This is a genomic window from Streptomyces sp. HNM0574, assembly GCF_012726235.1.
Lineage (GTDB): Bacteria > Actinomycetota > Actinomycetes > Streptomycetales > Streptomycetaceae > Streptomyces.
In genome coordinates, this window is the sequence record NZ_JAASAH010000012.1 from 1 (window position 1) to 16,105 (window position 16,105).

The 16,105-nt window shown below is 73.6% G+C and carries 17 protein-coding genes and 1 pseudogene; 8 read left to right on the top strand and 10 right to left on the bottom strand.

Features of this window, described 5'->3' with window-relative positions; genetic code table 11:
- From HCC30_RS19830 to HCC30_RS19850, 5 genes and pseudogenes are all read right to left on the bottom strand, one after another.
- Positions 1-805: pseudogene (locus HCC30_RS19830) on the bottom strand (hypothetical protein); the annotation flags it as partial.
- Positions 802-1,488 carry an aminodeoxychorismate/anthranilate synthase component II gene (locus tag HCC30_RS19835; protein ID WP_169443965.1) on the bottom strand — a complete coding sequence of 229 codons (687 nt, stop codon included), beginning with the start codon at positions 1,486-1,488 and terminating at the stop codon, positions 802-804. The gene HCC30_RS19835 and the pseudogene HCC30_RS19830, both read right to left, overlap by 4 nt.
- Positions 1,485-1,658, bottom strand: a complete 174-nt coding sequence (locus HCC30_RS19840; RefSeq protein ID WP_169443966.1) for a hypothetical protein — start codon at positions 1,656-1,658, stop codon at positions 1,485-1,487. Before HCC30_RS19840 ends, HCC30_RS19835 begins: the two co-directional genes overlap by 4 nt.
- 91 nt (positions 1,659-1,749) lie before the next feature.
- Complete coding sequence (locus tag HCC30_RS19845) at positions 1,750-2,529, bottom strand: class E sortase (protein ID WP_169443967.1); 780 nt, start codon at positions 2,527-2,529, stop codon at positions 1,750-1,752.
- A gap of 50 nt (positions 2,530-2,579) precedes the next feature.
- On the bottom strand, positions 2,580-3,338 hold the full coding sequence (locus HCC30_RS19850) for a DUF881 domain-containing protein (RefSeq protein WP_169443968.1): 759 nt from the start codon (positions 3,336-3,338) through the stop codon (positions 2,580-2,582).
- Positions 3,339-3,444: 106 nt separating this feature from the next.
- Here HCC30_RS19850 and crgA point away from each other — a divergent pair, with 106 nt between their 5' ends.
- The gene (gene crgA / locus HCC30_RS19855) at positions 3,445-3,711 is read left to right on the top strand and encodes a cell division protein CrgA (protein ID WP_169443969.1); all 267 of its coding nucleotides are present in this window, start codon (positions 3,445-3,447) and stop codon (positions 3,709-3,711) included.
- Between the two features lie 314 nt (positions 3,712-4,025).
- Here the strand turns inward: crgA and HCC30_RS19860 are convergent, their stop codons facing one another.
- Together HCC30_RS19860 and HCC30_RS19865 are read right to left on the bottom strand one after the other, a co-directional pair.
- Complete coding sequence (locus tag HCC30_RS19860) at positions 4,026-4,907, bottom strand: rhomboid family intramembrane serine protease (RefSeq protein WP_169443970.1); 882 nt, start codon at positions 4,905-4,907, stop codon at positions 4,026-4,028.
- Between the two features lie 133 nt (positions 4,908-5,040).
- Positions 5,041-5,568, bottom strand: coding sequence for a peptidylprolyl isomerase (locus HCC30_RS19865; protein WP_169443971.1), 528 nt, complete (start codon positions 5,566-5,568; stop codon positions 5,041-5,043).
- A gap of 221 nt (positions 5,569-5,789) precedes the next feature.
- Here HCC30_RS19865 and HCC30_RS19870 point away from each other — a divergent pair, with 221 nt between their 5' ends.
- The 7 genes from HCC30_RS19870 to HCC30_RS19900 all read left to right on the top strand — a co-directional run bounded on the left by HCC30_RS19870 (position 5,790) and on the right by HCC30_RS19900 (position 12,497).
- Positions 5,790-6,506: a DUF5324 family protein gene (locus HCC30_RS19870; RefSeq protein WP_169443972.1), complete on the top strand. Its 717-nt coding sequence runs from the start codon at positions 5,790-5,792 to the stop codon at positions 6,504-6,506.
- Positions 6,507-6,685: 179 nt separating this feature from the next.
- A complete protein-coding gene (locus HCC30_RS19875) occupies positions 6,686-7,495 on the top strand; it encodes an SAM-dependent methyltransferase (protein WP_169443973.1) in 810 nt (269 codons plus the stop codon).
- Positions 7,495-7,890, top strand: coding sequence for a hypothetical protein (locus HCC30_RS19880; RefSeq protein WP_169443974.1), 396 nt, complete (start codon positions 7,495-7,497; stop codon positions 7,888-7,890). The genes HCC30_RS19875 and HCC30_RS19880 overlap by 1 nt, the downstream gene beginning before the upstream one ends.
- Positions 7,891-7,956: 66 nt before the next feature.
- Entirely contained in the window at positions 7,957-9,465 is a 1,509-nt protein-coding gene (locus HCC30_RS19885) for an SDR family oxidoreductase (protein WP_346776712.1), read from the top strand.
- Complete coding sequence (locus HCC30_RS19890; RefSeq protein ID WP_346776713.1) at positions 9,462-10,838, top strand: deoxyribodipyrimidine photo-lyase; 1,377 nt, start codon at positions 9,462-9,464, stop codon at positions 10,836-10,838. Before HCC30_RS19885 ends, HCC30_RS19890 begins: the two co-directional genes overlap by 4 nt.
- 181 nt (positions 10,839-11,019) lie before the next feature.
- A complete protein-coding gene (locus HCC30_RS19895) occupies positions 11,020-12,252 on the top strand; it encodes a cytochrome P450 (RefSeq protein ID WP_169443975.1) in 1,233 nt (410 codons plus the stop codon).
- 47 nt (positions 12,253-12,299) lie between these two features.
- On the top strand, positions 12,300-12,497 hold the full coding sequence (locus HCC30_RS19900; RefSeq protein ID WP_169443976.1) for a ferredoxin: 198 nt from the start codon (positions 12,300-12,302) through the stop codon (positions 12,495-12,497).
- Positions 12,498-12,541: 44 nt separating this feature from the next.
- Here HCC30_RS19900 and HCC30_RS19905 read toward each other — a convergent pair whose 3' ends face one another.
- From HCC30_RS19905 to HCC30_RS19915, 3 genes are all read right to left on the bottom strand, one after another.
- Positions 12,542-13,165: a LysE family translocator gene (locus HCC30_RS19905; protein ID WP_169443977.1), complete on the bottom strand. Its 624-nt coding sequence runs from the start codon at positions 13,163-13,165 to the stop codon at positions 12,542-12,544.
- A 22-nt stretch (positions 13,166-13,187) separates the two neighbouring features.
- Positions 13,188-14,231 carry an inosamine-phosphate amidinotransferase 1 gene (locus HCC30_RS19910; RefSeq protein ID WP_169443978.1) on the bottom strand — a complete coding sequence of 348 codons (1,044 nt, stop codon included), beginning with the start codon at positions 14,229-14,231 and terminating at the stop codon, positions 13,188-13,190.
- A 416-nt stretch (positions 14,232-14,647) separates the two neighbouring features.
- A complete protein-coding gene (locus tag HCC30_RS19915) occupies positions 14,648-15,607 on the bottom strand; it encodes a hypothetical protein (protein ID WP_169443979.1) in 960 nt (319 codons plus the stop codon).
- Between the last annotated feature and the right edge of the window lie 498 nt (positions 15,608-16,105).

Sequence of the window (16,105 nt, forward strand, 5' to 3'; positions counted from 1 at the left end):
GTCCCCGGCCGCCCCGGCGGGCACGCTCCCGCTCGGCACGGCGGCGGGCCGCCCGTCCCTCGAACTCCTCGGGCTCCGGCCGCCGCAGTCCCACGGTCAGCCGGTCGTCGTCCGCGGCCGCCTCGGCGGCGGTCCGCCCGGCGTCCGCCTGCCGGCCGGGCATCGGCGCTCCGGCCGCCCGCTCCCCGGCCGCCGCCTCCGCTTCGCGGGACTCCCGCTCCCGCGCGATCTGCTCCCGCAGCGGGCCCACGGAGAGCCCGACGGTCGGCGCCGGGCCCGCGGCACCCACCGCGCCGCCCTCCTCCGGCCAGGACTCCCGCGGCCCCAACTTCTGCCGCCCCGCGCCACGTTGGGCCGATCCGGCACCGCCGGAGGGGCGAGGGCTCGCGGTGTCCGGGGCCGGGGCGTGCGGGACGGGTGCTTCCGGGGCGGCGGCGTACGGGGCAGCCGGGTACGACGGGCCGGGGTCGCCGAGGCCGGAGGCGTACGGGTCCGAGGCGTACGGGTCCGACGCGGCCGCACCCGAGCCGTACGCGTCCGACGCGGCCCCACCCGCCCCGTAAGCCCCCGCCCCGTACGGATCAGCAGTCGGCGGGCCGGGGTTCTCGTTGGCGGGGTTCCGGCGCTGCGGACGGAACCAGGGGGAGCCGTGGTCCGGGTCCGGGGCGGCCTGCGCGCCCTCGTCTCCCGGCAGCGGGTCGTTGAGGGGGTCGGCGAGGGCGTCGACGGCGGCCTGGAACGCGCCGTTCCGGGCGTACGGCTCCGGCCCGTGAGCTCCCTCCTGCTCCGGGCGGAGGGACGTCACGCGACGACCTCCCCCGGCTGACGCCGGGCGGTGCCCCCTCCCTGCCCCTCGGCGGCGGGAGCGCGGAAGCCGGCGAGCCCGGCGGAGCGCTCGACGGCCTCCGGGTCGCCGCACTCCGTCAGCCAGTTCGCGAGCATGCGGTGACCCCACTCCGTCAGCACGGACTCGGGGTGGAACTGCACGCCCTCGACGGGCAGTTCACGGTGCCGCAGGCCCATCACGAGCCCCGCGTCCGTCCAGGCCGTCACGCGCAGCTCGGCGGGGACGTCCGCGCGGTCGACGCCCAGCGAGTGGTAGCGCGTCGCGGTGAAGGGCGAGGGCAGGTCGGTGAAGACGCCGGTGCCGTCGTGGCCGACCGGCGAGGTCTTGCCGTGCAGCAGCTCGGGGGCGCGGGTGACGGCGCCGCCGTACGCGGCCGCCAGCGACTGCATGCCGAGGCAGACGCCCAGCAGCGGAACCCCGCGCTCCGCGCAGTGCCGCACCATGTCGACGCAGACCCCGGCCGTGTCGGGGTTGCCGGGGCCGGGGGAGAGCAGGACGCCGTCGAACCCGTCGTCGGCGTGGGCCAGTTCGGTCTCGTCGTTCCGCACGACCTCGCACTCGGCACCCAGCTGGTACAGGTACTGGACGAGGTTGAAGACGAAGCTGTCGTAGTTGTCGACGACCAGAATGCGTGCGCTCATGACCCCGCTCCACCGCCATCGACGGTGACGTCATTGAACGGAAGGAGCGGCTCCGCCCAGGGGAAGACGAACTGGAAGAGCAGAAACACGACGACGGCGACGAGCGCGAGCGAGATCACCGCCCGCACCGCCGTGTTGCCCGGCAGATGCCTCCAGATCCAGCCGTACATCCCGCGATGCCGTCCTTTCCCTCCGCCGCGCCGTCCTGGCGCGCGCCCTCCAGAGTACGGGTCGGCCACGCCGGCCGTCGCCGGAGTCGGACTACTCGTCCAGTACGTCCGGCCTGCCCTCCGCGACGGGCTGGGTGGCGTCCAGGTGCGCCCAGGCGATCAGCCGGTGGCTGCTGCCCCACTCGGGCTCGCAGGTGGTGAGCGTGAGGTACCGCCCCGGGTCGCGGTACGGCGCGGCGGAGGGCGTCAGCGGGTCGGGGACGGGGTCGAGGACGCCGGTGTCGGAGGGCACCGTCTTGTACGGCCGGTCGTCGATCCGGTACGTGTACCAGGTGCGGCCGTCGGAGAGCACCACGGCGTCGCCCGGCCGCAGTTGGGGGAAGTCCTTGAACGGGTCGCCGTAGGTGCGGCGGTGCCCGGCGACGGCGAAGTTGCCGCGCCCGCCGAGCGCGGCGGTCTCCGCGTAGTGGCCGAGGCCCTTGCGGAGCGTCTGCTTCTCGGTGTTCTCCAGCACGGGCCTGGCCCAGTCCCGCCCGAAGCGGGGGATGTACATCACGGCGAAGGAACCGCCGTCCGGATAGCGCGTCCCGGCGTCGTCCCGCCCGGTGCCGTCGGGGCCGGCGAGCCCCTCGCCGGAGGAGCCCGGGGCGTCCTCGTCGGGGGCGTCGGCGGAATCGGACGTGCCCGGGGTCAGCGAGCCGGAGGCCCAGCGGTCCTGGAGCCGGGAGATCTCACCGGCGCCCGCGCTGTCGGCCTGAACTCCCGTCCAGTACAGGAAGTACACGACGAAGAGGACGATCAGCACCCCGCCCGTGATGCACAGCTCGCTGAACGTCCGCACGACCCCGCGCACCGAAACACGCACCGACACCCGACCCGACACCCCCCAAGGCGCCACTCAGCAGGCTTCGTTGACCTCGCTCACTCAGCAGGCTTCGCGTAGTGGAGGTCCACTGTGCCCGAGTACCCCGGAAGAGTCACCGCGTTGTGCCCGTCGACTTTCCAGCCGAGGCCGTACGCGTCCACGTACTGCATGTAGTTCTGGATCGCGGGCGAGGTGTCGAGGGCGCGGCGGAGCTTCTGCTGGTCCCCCACGGCGGTGATCGTGTAGGGCGGCGAGTAGACGCGGCCCTGGAGGATCAGGGTGTTGCCGACGCAGCGGACCGCGCTGGTCGAGATCAGCCGCTGGTCCATGATCTTGATGCCCTCGGCGCCGCCCTTCCACAGGGAGTTGACGACGGCCTGCAGGTCCTGCTGGTGGATGACGAGGTCGTTGGCCTGCGGCTCGGGGACGCCGGGGACCTGCGCCGTGGCGTTCGGCGGGGCGTCGTCGAGGGTGACGGTGAGGCCCGAGCCGGAGACCTTCTCGGTGCCGGCGTCGGCCTGGAGCTGCTCGAACTCGCGCTTCTCGGAACCGCTGGTCCCGCTGTCCCGACGGGCGAGGTCGTCGACCTGCTCGCGGACGGCGGCGGCCGAGGAGTCCAGTTCGGCGTTGGTGCGGCTGCGTTCCTGGATCAGGTCGGAGAGCCGCAGCATGGAGGAATCGCTGCGGATGTTCGTGCCCTGCGCCGTGTTGAAACTGATCCAGAAGATCAGCCCGGCGAGTGCGAAGACGCCGAGCGTGGCCAGCCGTACAGGACGGAAGCGGAATCTGGTCACCGTACCCCTGTCTCCCTCCACCACCGGGACGCACTACGCTAACGGACCATCGCAGAAAGCCACTTCCCGGCCGCGTCCGGGAGGCACCGGAGCGCGGTCACGCAGCGCATCGACAGGAGAACCTCTCGTGCCGAAGTCACGGATCCGCAAGAAGGACCGCGGAAGCGCCCCCACGCCGCCGTCCGAGAAGAAGACCGAGATCACGCTCAGTTCGGGCGGCCGCCGCTGGGTGGCCCCACTGATGCTGACCATGTTCCTGATCGGACTCGCGTGGATCGTGGTGTTCTACGTGACCGAGGGGACGCTGCCGCTCGACGCGATCGGCAACTGGAACATCGTCGTCGGGTTCGGCTTCATCGCCGCCGGCTTCGTCGTCTCGACGCAGTGGAAATGACGCGGCGGACCTGACGTGCCGGCCGGGCCGGGGCGTTCCCCGCGAGGCGGTCCGCCCTGTCCCGACGGCGCCGGGAGTGAGTTGTCCACAGGTTGATCCACAGGCTTGGAAAACTTCACAAGATCTGTGGATAACTCCACGGCGGTTGACGCCGGTGTGACCTTACCGCCGCCCGGCGGGACTCCGAAAACCCCGATCTTGCAGGGCAAACGCGGGTTCCCATCGATTCGCACACGAGTCCAGTGCGTCATGCACAGGGGTCAGCACGCTCTGTGGACAACTCCGGGGAAAGCCTGCGGAGGGCCGCCGGAATCTCAGCCCGTGAGCTGGAGCGTCCGCACCACGCACAGGGCGACGACCGCCAGCCCCACCGCCACGCACACGCCCCACTGCACCAGCGCCCGGTGCTCCCGCGGCGCGTGCACCATCCCGTACGCGATGGCCGCGCCCGCGACGAGCCCGCCCACGTGCGCCTCCCAGGCGATGCCGCTCCAGGTGAAGGTCAGGACGAGGTTGACCGCCAGCAGCACCAGGATCGGCCGCATGTCCTGCCGCAGCCGCCGCATCAGCACCGCCGCCGCGCCGAACAGGCCGAAGATCGCGCCGGAAGCGCCCAGCGAGGGCTGCGCCGGGTCCGCGATCAGATACGTCAGCGCGCTGCCGCCCAGCCCGGACAGCAGGTAGAGCGCGATGAACCGGACCCGCCCGAGCGCCTGTTCCAGCGGCGGGCCGAGGAACCACAGGCCCAGCATGTTCATCAGGACGTGCCAGACCTCCTGATGCAGGAACATCGCGGAGACCAGGCGGTACCACTGGCCCTCGGCGACGCCCTCGACCGGACCGAAGTGCTCCGTCATCGCCCGGCCGAAGAGCAGCATCGAGTCCCGCAGCCCGTCCCCGGCGATCTGCACCGCCAGGAAGACCGCGACGTTGATGCCGAGCAGGACCTTGGTGACCAGCCGCGGGTCGGACGTCAGCATCCCGCCCGCGAGGGTGCGGGGCCGCATCGCGCCGGGTGAGGCCCCCGTACCGCCGCCGTCGCGTACGCACTCGGGGCACTGGTGGCCGACCGCGGCGGCGATCATGCACTCGGGGCAGATCGGCCGCTCGCAGCGGGTGCAGGAGATGCCCGTCTCACGGTCCGGGTGCCGGTAGCAGTACGCCGGGCCCGGCCCGGCCGCTCGCTGTTCTTCCATGGCCCCGTCCCCTGTGCCCCTCCGTGCGTACATACTTTCCGGGCACAGACGCGCCCCACCCTGTCTACGGACGGGTGGGGCGTCACGGTTCCCGGGCGGGAACGCTCGTCTGCGCCGTACCGAGACCGCGGCGTCAGCGGCGCTCGACCGTGACCGACTCGATGACGACGTCCTGCGTCGGGCGGTCGGTGCGCGGGTTGGTGTCGACGGCGGCGATCGCGTCGACGACCTTCTTGCTCGCGTCGTCGGCGACCTCACCGAAGATGGTGTGCTTGCCGGTCAGCCAGGCGGTGGGGCCGACGGTCACGAAGAACTGCGAACCGTTGGTGCCCGGGCCCGCGTTGGCCATGGCCAGCAGGTACGCCTTGTCGAAGGCCAGGTCGGGGTGGACCTCGTCGCCGAACTCGTACCCGGGGCCGCCGGTGCCGTTGCCCAGCGGGTCGCCGCCCTGGATCATGAAGCCGCTGATCACCCGGTGGAAGACCGTGCCGTCGTACAGCCGGTTCGTGGACTTCTCGCCGGTCGCCGGGTGCGTCCACTCGCGCCGGCCCTCGGCGAGCTCCACGAAGTTCGCGACCGTCTTCGGCGCGTGGTGGGGGAAGAGCTGGACCACGATGCTGCCGTGGTTCGTCTTCAGGGTGGCGTAGAGCTGCTCAGCCACGATGTGCCTTTCCTTAAACCTGCAGGGACTTCCCCGATCCTCCCACGGACTCCCGGACGAGGAGGGCCGTACCGAATGACCCGGATGCCCGGCTGCGGCAGCCGGACAGCGCACACGCAGGCATGATCTTCAGAACGCGTGGAAAGCGACAGTGTGTCCGTTCGTCGTACCGCAGGGGCAACCCCCTGATCACCTGACCGCCACCGAGGAGGAGGATCCCCGTGACCCGTAAGGACAGCGTGCGCGCGTCCAGCACCGCCAAGGACAGCGTGCGGCACGCTGCGGAGGTGGTGGCGCCCTACGCGGAGAGCGCGAGGGACACCGCCGTGCACTACGCGCACGAGGCGGGCGCCCGGCTCGGCCCCCGTGCCTCCCGCGCCGCACACCAGGCCCGCTGCGCCGCGCGCGACGGCTACGACCAGCACGTCCTGCCCCGGCTCGCCCAGGCCAGGGAGCAGGCCAGGCAGAACCTGCCGCACGAGTGGGAGGTCGCCGCCGAGCGCGCCGCGCGCCGCACCCGCCGCGCGGCCCGGCAGGCCGGCGACTACGCGGCCCCCCGCATCGAGAGCGCCCTCAAGGAGGCCCAGGCCGCGGCCGGGCCCGCGAAGGAGGAGGCGGCCGCGCGCAGCGCCGCCGCGCTCGCCGCGCTGCGCGGGCAGGTCAGCCCGCGCGAGATCGAGAAGCTCAGCCGGCGCAGGTCGCGCCGCGCCTGCACCGGCCGTGCGCTGAAGCGGGCCGGGGTGCTCGCGCTGCTCGCCGGCGGCTGTTACGCGGCCTGGCGCTGGTGGGACAAGCAGGCCAACCCCGACTGGCTGGTGGAGCCGCCGGCCGCGACCGAGGTCGGCGACCGCGACACCCTGGCGCCCGAGGAGGGCCCGCTCGACCCCGAGGTACGGGCCAAGCAGGCCGAGGCGGAGGGCGGCGAGGGCACCCGCTGACCGCGGCCTCCCGTACCACGCCCCGCCCGGACGACGAAGGACGACGAACGGCCCGGCAGCCCGCGCGGCTGCCGGGCCGTCGTCCGTGCGGTCAACGCACGTGCCGGTGCCACCGGTTGGCCGCTGGGGCATGATGTGCCGGGCCCGGACCGGTCCGTGAAGCCGCAGGAGGAGTCGTCGTGAGTGACAGCAGCGAGCTCGCCGGGAGTGCCGCCGTGGGCGAGGGGATCGCGCACAACGCACGGGTCTGGAACTACTGGCTCGGCGGCAAGGACTACTACCAGGTCGACCGCGTCGTGGGGGACCGGGTCACCGGCATGTACCCGAGCATCCGCGAGGTGGCCCGCGCCGACCGCCGGTTCCTCGGCCGGGCCGTGCGGTACCTCGCGGGCGAGGCGGGCGTACGGCAGTTCCTCGACATCGGCACGGGGCTGCCGACGGTGCACAACACGCACGAGGTGGCGCAGGAGATCGCGCCTCAGGCGCGGATCGTCTACGTGGACAACGACCCGGTCGTCCTGCTGCACGCCCGTGCGCTGCTCACCAGCTCGCTGGAGGGCGCCACCGACTACGTCGACGCCGACGCGCGCGACCCCGAGCGCATCCTGCGCGCGGCCGCCGGGACGCTGGACCTCTCCCGTCCGGTGGGCCTGATACTGCTCGGCATCCTCAACTTCGTGCCGGACACCGAGGAGGCCACAGCTGTCGTCCGGACGCTGCTGGCGGCGCTGCCCTCCGGCAGCCATCTGGTGCTGACCCATCCGACGCTGGAGCTGGGCGGCGAGGCCAACGCCGAGGCCATGGAGTTCTGGAACGCGCACGCGACGCCCCCGATCGTGGCCCGCGGCCGGGAGGACGTCGCCCGCTTCTTCGACGGCCTGGAGCTGCTGGAGCCCGGCATCGTCTCCTGCTCCCGGTGGCGTGCCGGGAGCGGTGCGGACGAGGAGCCGGAGGTCGCCCAGTTCGGCGCCGTGGGGCGGAAGCCGTGATGCGCGGGACGGCGCTGCTGCGGGCCGTCGGGGCCGCGACCACGCTGTACGGGCTGACCGTCACCGCGCGGCCCGAGCTCCTGGCCCGCCCCTCCGGGCTCACCGACGCGGGCGGGCGCCGGGTGGCGGAGGCGACGCGCGTCTCGCTGCGGCCGTTGGCCTGGCGGGACGCGGCGAGCGGGCTGGCGCTGCTGCTGGCCCCCGAGGGCCCGGCGCTGCGCACCGCCGCCCGGGTGCGGATCGCGGCCGACCTCGGCGACGCGGTGCTGCTCGGCGCGACGCTGCCGGGCCGGGGCAGGCGCGCGGGCGCGGTCGCCGTCTCGCTCGGCTGGGGCGCGCTCTCCGTCGCGGGCCTCCTCGCGGACCGGCCGCGCCCCCGCACCCCGCGCCCCTGACGTACGCCCGGCGTACCGCCCGCGCGCCGGGTCCGGCACTGGCGGCGGCACGGGCAGAGTGGCCCCGTGCGTACTCGGAGAGACCCTGAAGAGCCCCCGCTGTGTCTGGTGACGGGGGCGAGCGGCTACATCGGCGGGCGCCTCGTGCCCGAACTGCTCGACGCGGGCCACCGCGTGCGCTGCCTGGCCAGGAACCCGGGCGCGCTGCGCGACCACCCGTGGGCCGGGCGGGCCGAGACCGTACGCGGGGACGTCACCGACGCGGAGTCCGTGGCGGCCGCGCTGGACGGAGTCGACGTCGCCTACTACCTCGTCCACGCGCTGGGCAGCGGGCGGGACTTCGAGGAGACCGACCGCCGCGCGGCGCGCGTCTTCGCCGAGCGGGCGCGGGCGGCGGGCGTGCGGCGGATCGTCTACCTGGGCGGGCTGACGCCCGAGGGGGTGCCCGAGCGGGAGCTGTCGCCGCATCTGCGCTCGCGGGCCGAAGTGGGCCGGATCCTGCTGGAGTCGGGGGTTCCGACGGCGGTGCTGCGGGCCGCCGTCGTCATCGGCTCGGGCTCGGCCTCCTTCGAGATGCTGCGCTACCTCACCGAGCGCCTGCCACTGATGATCACCCCGAGCTGGGTGCGGACGCCGGTGCAGCCGGTGGCCGTACGGGACGTGCTGCGGTACCTCGTCGGCTGCGCGCGGCTGCCGGAGGAGGTGAACCGGACCTTCGACGTCTGCGGCCCGGACGTGATGACGTACCGCGCGATGATGCGCAGGTACGCGGCCGTGGCCGGGCTGCCGCGCCGGGTGATCCTGCCCGTGCCGCTGCTCACGCCGGGGCTGTCCAGCCTGTGGGTCGGGCTCGTCACGCCCGTGCCGGCCTCGCTGGCGCGGCCGCTCGCGGAGTCGCTGCGGCACCCGGTCACCGCCCGCGAGCACGACATCGCCCGGTACGTGCCCGATCCGCCGGGGCATCCGCTCGGCTTCGAGGCGGGGGTGGAGCTGGCGCTGCGGCGGATCAAGGAGGCCGAGGTCAGCACCCGTTGGTCCTCGGCCGCGACGCCGGGGGCGCCGAGCGAGCCGCTGCCCACCGATCCGGACTGGGCGGGCGGCAGCCTCTACACCGATCACCGCAGCCGGGTCGTCGACGCGCCGCCCGAGGCGCTGTGGCGGGTGATCGAGGGGATCGGCGGCGAGAACGGCTGGTACTCGCTGCCGCTGGCCTGGAGCGTGCGCGGCTTCCTGGACCGGCTCGTCGGCGGCGTCGGCCTCCGGCGCGGGCGCCGGGACGCGGCCCGGCTGCGCGCGGGCGACTCGCTCGACTTCTGGCGCGTCGAGGAGCTCGAACGCGGCCGACTGCTGCGGCTGCGCGCCGAGATGCGGCTGCCCGGGCTGGCCTGGCTGGAGCTGCGGGTGGCCCGTGACGCGCGGGGCCGCACCGTCTACCGGCAGCGCGCGCTGTTCCATCCGCGCGGGCTGGCGGGGCAGGCGTACTGGTGGAGCGTCGTCCCGTTCCACGCGGTCGTCTTCGGCGGGATGGCCCGGAACATCGCGCGCGCCGCGGAGGCGCCGGGGGACGGGGCGTGAGCGCGGGCCGCGTGTCCGTCGCGCTGTTCACCTCGGATCTGCGGCTGCACGACAACCCGGTGCTGCGGGCCGCGCTGGCCGCGGCGGACGCGACGGTCCCGCTGTTCGTCCTGGACACCGGCGTCCGCGCGGCCGGTTTCGACGCGCCCAACCGCCGCGCCTTCCTCGCCGACTCCCTGGCCGCCCTCGACGCGGGGCTGCGGGAGCGCGGCGGGTGGCTGGTGGTGCGCGCCGGCGAGGCCGTGGCCGAGGTGCGGCGGCTGGCGGCGGAGACGGGGGCGCACGAGGTGCATCTCGCGGCGGGCGTCAGCGGCTACGCGCAGCGCCGCGAGGACCGGCTGCGCCGGGCGCTGGCGGCGGACGGGCGGCGGCTGCGGGTGCACGACGCCGTGGTGACGGTGCTCCCGCCGGGGGCCGTCGCCCCGCAGGGCCGGGACCACTTCGCCGTGTTCACCCCGTACTTCCGCCGCTGGAGCGCCGAGCGGCCGCGCGAGGTGCTGGACGCGCCGCGTGCGGTGCGGGTGCCGACGGGCGTCGCCTCGGAGCCGCTGCCCCGGCGCGCGGACGTGCCGGGGACGGCGCCCGCGCTGGCGGCGGGCGGGGAGCCGGAGGGCAGGCGCCGGTTCACGGCCTGGCGGCGGGGCGGGCGGCTCGGCGCGTACGCGGAGCGGCACGACGACCTGCCGGGCGACGCCACCTCGCGGCTGTCGCCGCACCTGCACTTCGGCACCCTCTCGCCGGTCGAACTCGTCGCGCTGGCACGGGAGTCGGCGCAGGACTCCGAGGCGTTCGTGCGGCAGCTGGCCTGGCGCGACTTCCACCACCAGGTGCTGGCGGCGCGGCCGCGGGCCGCCTGGTCCGACTACCGCCCGCCGCACGGCGGCTGGCGCTGGGACGAGGCGGAGTTCGCGGCCTGGTGCGCGGGCCGGACGGGCTACCCCGTCGTGGACGCGGCGATGCGCCAGCTGCGGCACGAGGGCTGGACGCACAACCGGGGACGGCTGCTCGCCGCGAGCTTCCTGACCAAGACGCTCACCCTGGACTGGCGGCACGGGGCGCGGTTCTTCCTCCGGCACCTGGTGGACGGCGACGTCGCGGACAACCAGCTCAACTGGCAGTGGGCGGCGGGCACCGGCACCGACACCCGCCCGGGCCGGGTCCTCAACCCCGTGACGCAGGCCCGCCGTTTCGATCCCGGAGGGGAGTACGTGCGCCGCTGGGTGCCCGAACTCGCGGGCGTCGGCGGCCCGTCCGTGCACCGGCCGTGGGCGCTGCCGCGTGCGGAGCGCGCCCGGCTGGACTACCCCGAGCCGCTCGTCGCGCTCGACGAGGGACTCGACCGCCACCGACGCATTCGGGGCCGTTCAGGTTGAGCCGGTTCCGGACCGACGTATCCGATTTTGGCCGGAGTATGCGTAGACGGGACAACCGTGGCAGGCGTTATGTGGACCACGGTATGTGGACAGACCTCCCCGGATCGGACCGGACGGGGAGTGCCCGCAGCACGGCACAGCACAGCGTCACGACGGACGACCCTTCGCCTGCGAGGCCACCATGAGTGAGATCACCGAAACCGTCCCGTTCCCCCAGGACCGCACCTGCCCGTACCACCCGCCCACGGCCTACGCCCCGTTCCGCGAGCACCGCCCCCTCTCCCGCGTCACGCTCTACGACGGCCGCGAGGTGTGGGTCGTCACGGGCCGCGACACCGCCCGCAAGCTCCTCTCCGACAAGCGGCTCTCCTCCCGCCGCGACCACCCGCACCTGCCGATCACCACCCCGCGGCTGGCCGCCAACGTCGACCGGCGGCCCGCGCTGCTCGGCGTCGACGACCCCGAACACGGCGTCCAGCGGCGGCTGGTGATCCCCAGCTTCAGCGTGAAGCGGATGGCCGAACTCCGCCCGCGCATCCAGGAGACCGTCGACCGGCTGCTCGACGCCATGGTCGAGCAGGGCCCGCCCGCCGAGCTCGTCGAGTCCTTCGCGCTGCCCGTCCCGTCGATGGTGATCTGCGCGCTGCTCGGCGTCCCGTACGAGGACCACGACTTCTTCGAGTCCGCGTCGCGTCGCCTGCTGCGCGGGCCGCTGCCGGAGGACAGCCGGCAGGCCGCCGACCAGCTGGAGGACTACTTCCGCACCCTCGTCGCGCACAAGCGGAAGCACCCGGGCGACGGCCTGCTCGACGACCTCGTCCAGCAGCGCCTGCCCGGAACGGGCACCGGGGACTCGGGGCTCTCCGCGGCGGAGGAGCGCGAGGCCGTCGAGGAGCTGATCAGCCTCGCCACGATCCTGCTCGTCGCGGGCCACGAGACCACCGCCAACATGATCTCCCTCGGCACCTACACCCTGCTCCAGCACCCGGAGCGGCTGGCCGAACTCCGCGCCGACGAGAGCCTGTTGCCCGCCGTCGTCGAGGAGCTGCTGCGGTATCTGTCCATCGCGGACGGCATGCTGCGCGTCGCCACCGACGACATCGACGTGGACGGCACCGTCATCCGCGCCGACGAGGGCGTCATCTTCTCCACCTCCGTCATCAACCGCGACCCGGACGCCTTCGCCGACCCGGACACCCTCGACTGGCAGCGCTCCGCGCGGCACCACGTCGCCTTCGGCTTCGGCATCCACCAGTGCCTCGGCCAGAACCTCGCCCGGGCCGAGATGGAGATCGCCCTGGGCAGCCTCCTGCGCCGGCTGCCCGGGCTCCGCCTGGCCGTCCCCGCCGAGGAGGTCCCCTTCAAACCGGGCGACACCATCCAGGGCCTGACCGAACTCCCGCTCACCTGGTAGGAGTTCCGCCCCCGCGCGTCCACGAGAGCGAGAGAGGCAGCACACGCATGCGTACGCACGTCACCATCGACCGGGAGCTGTGCATCGGCTCGGGCCAGTGCGCCCTCACGGCACCCGGCGTCTTCACCCAGGACGACGAGGGCCTCAGCGCCCTCCTCCCGGAGGCCGAGGCCGGCGACGGGACCGGAGCGGACCTGGAGGAGGCCGCCCGCGCCTGCCCCGTCTCCGCGATCACGCTCGGCTGAGCCCGCGGGCCCGCGCCCGCCGAGGACGCGGGCCCGCCGCCGGCTCAGGAGACGTACTTCCCCGCGCTCTCCACGATCTCGACGATCACCGGGATCAGCGAGAGCACCAGCAGCACCGCCATCGACACGTTGAACACCCGGAACTGGCGCGGCCGGTTCAGCACGCGCTTGAGCCCGATCCCGAGCAGCAGCCAGAAGAAGGTGCAGGGCGTCCCGAACACCAGGAAGACCAGCGCGACGGCCACGATGTTCCACACGTGCCCGCCGTCCAGCGCCGCCGCGTAGGTGGTGACGGCGCCGACGACCATCACCCACGACTTCGGGTTGACGAACTGGAACAGCGCGGCCTGCACCGCCGACAGCGGCCTGGCCTCGCCCCGTTCCTCCTCCCCGACCGGCGCCGAGGCGATCCGCCAGGCGAGATACAGCAGGTAGGCGGCCCCGGCCGGACGCAGCAGGTCGAGCACCTCCGGGTGGTCCCGCAGCAGCCCGTCGATGCCCAGCCCGACCGCGACGACCATGACGGGGAACCCCACGTTGATCCCCATCGCGTGCGGAAAGCTCCGCCGGAACCCGTGGTTCACCCCGGAGGACATGATCATGTTGTTGTTCGGCCCCGGCGTACCGCACGTGGCGATCACGAACAGGGCCAGGGAGACGTAGACCATCAGGTGTTTCCCGTTCCTCGGCTCAGCCCAGATCCTGGAGCGTGCCCCGCCGCCGGATGTCCACCGAGACGCAGTGGAACCCTCCGCTCAGGGTCCGCGGATGCCGCATCCGGAGCGGCGCCACGGTCACCCCGTGCCGCTCCAGCTCCCGGATCAGCGCGTGCTGGGTGTCCCCGACGACGGCCAGCTGCGGGCTGACCATCACGAAGTTCATGCCCATCGCGACGGACCCGCGGGGGAAGGCGCCGGTGTACCCGGTGTCCGCGATCTCCGAGGCCCAGATGATGTCCCAGCCCTGAAGCGGAGGCGGCAGCTGGTCCTCACGGATGCGTTCCGGATTGAGCACGACGAGCCCCGGCCGCACGGGCGTGATCGTGGTGTCCAGATGGGTGCCCTCGTACACCCCCGCCACCGGGTGCACCCGGTACCCGTCCCCGAGCACCCGGCGCAGCCAGCGGAAGCCGTACTCGTTCCCGCTGCACGAGATCTGGTACAGGATGTCCCGCCCGAGCCGCAGCACGTTCGCCGCGTCGAAGACCGGCTCGAAGTTCCGCAGCACCGGCCCCGCCGTACGGTCCGCGTTGTACGTCGCGTCGGGCAGCCGGGGCTTCGGCGCGGAGATCCAGTGCGCGCCGCTGTCGAAGTACTCGCGCAGGATGTCGCGGTACGCGAACGGCTCGAAGTAGCGCGAACGCAGCGTCATCGGCGCCTCGATGACGGTCTCCCCGATCGGCAGCAGCACGTCGCGCGGGCAGTAGTTGTACTCCCCGTCCGCGCTCCACTCCGGCGTCCCGAACCGGCGCGAGTGGTCGGTCACCTCCGGCCGCCGCACCGTGACGCCCTCGCCGCGCAGCAGCTCGACGAAGCCCTCCAGGTCCTCGTTCGCCTCCTCGACGACGCGGGGGTCGTACGGGCCGGTGGGGATCTCGGCGGCGGATTCCAGATCGTCGGCGTAGTCCACGGCGTACAGCCCCGGGTCGGGGGACGGCACCCGCGCGCCGTCCGCGATCCCGACGATGACCTCCTCCAGCGGATCCCACTCGTTGTGCACACTGACCAGCGACATGGCCTGCTCCTCCCGCTCCGCCACGGCCGCGCGAGCGCCCCGGCACACGCTCCGGGAGCCCCGCGCACACGAAGAGCCCGCCCCTGCCACGGGACGGGCTCGCAGATTCCGGTTCCGGTGATGGTGAGCCGTCCGGCGCGCTGGCCTCCGCCGGACGGTGGTCAACCGGCCGGTCCCCGGCGGCACTTGGGCCTCACCGAAGCGCGCGGACGCGGGCACAGCTGTGCCCCGATTCAGCGTGACAGCGGCACCCACCATGGTCAACACCGCCCATGCCGCACAGCATCAGGCGCGGCCCGCGGGAAGCGGACCGCGCCTCGTCGTACATCTTCCGGCGCCGTGCGGAGATCTCCCACTCCGGGTTCCGCACGCCTTGTCCGGCTCGTCACCGGCGCGGAACGATAAACGTTTCTGCGTCACGAGGGCACGGGCTGGGGACGCTGCGGCAGCACCGCGTGCCGCGGCCGGGACGGCGCGAGGTGGATGATCAGCAGCTGGAGGCAGGACAGCGCCGCGACCGGCGGCAGCGCGGCCACCGCGATGCTGGCCAGGTCGTTGTCGGCCCGCACCACGCACAGCGCCCCCGCGATCAGCGAGAAGGCCAGCAGCGCGGCCCAGGCGATCCGCGGCCGCTTCCCGCACCGCGCGGGCCCGCGCAGGATGAACAGGGAGGCAGCCGTCCACGGCCCGTAGATGAGGAACGGCCACCAGGCGGCCAGATACCCGACGCTCGGCGTGGCCATCGCCTTCAGCGGCGTGTACGTGATCAGCCCGCTGACGACGCTGACCGCCCCGAAGATGCCCATCGACACCGCGACGATCCCGAACGTCAGCGAGGGCCACAGCAGTTGGCGCACGGTGTGCCGCGCCCGCCGCCGCCGTCGCCTGGGCAGCACCGTCCCGCGCCCGTACGGCGGCACACCCGCGCCGTGCGTCACGGCGGACGACGAGCCGGCGGCGGGCGGCGCCGTGGAAAAACCTTCCGGCTCCTCCCGGTGCACCTCCTGGGCTTCCTGCGCCTGCTGCGCCTCCTGCGCGGAGTGCTGCCGCAGCAGCAGCGTCAGCTCGCTGTCCAGGTCCCAGCCGCGCCCCGACTCCATGAACTGCGCCGCGGGGAAGTCCGGTTGGGTCCCCTCGGCCCAGGCGTACGGGTCCTGCAAGGCGCCCTGCGCGTCCGGCGTGCCGCTGTACGGCTGCGCGAAGTACCGCCCGTCCTGCCCGTGTTCAGCCACCTGCCCGTACTCCCCGTACCCCGGATACTCCGCGTACGGCCCCTGCTCACCGCGCCCCGGCCCCTGCTCCGGACGCGGACACTCCTGCGGCCCGCCGAGCGTGGGCACGACGCCCCACTCGTCGGGCTCCTGCTGCCATGTCACGCGACGCCCCCGTGCTGCTGTTGTGAGAAGCGGTGCCGGAAGTCGTCCTCGATGCGGCTCATCCGCCCGAGGAACTCGGTCAACAACGGCTCCGCGGAACGTTCCTGGCCCCCACCGTGCCCGACTCTCCCGTCGCCGCCCGGGACCCGGGACGGCTGCGGCGGAACATGCGTCACCCGGTCCCCCGGCTCCCCGCACTCCGGCGCACACGGCGCCGCGGGGCAGGAGCAGAGGCCCGGGACTCGATTACCTGAGATGGTCACAGTCACGTGAACGAGAAGCCCTACGCCCCGGTACTCCGGCACATGGGTGAATACGCGACATCGAATCAACCGCCCACGGCCCGGATCACCAACACCCGAGGTCCCGCCGCCCGTTGACCACTCGACGTCCCCAACTCGCCCCGCCCACCGGTACGCACGAAAGTGCCCCGCTCGCGTCCTCCCGCTGACGCCCACCCGCGGTCACAGCACCGGACGGGACGGTCACCCAGGGTCG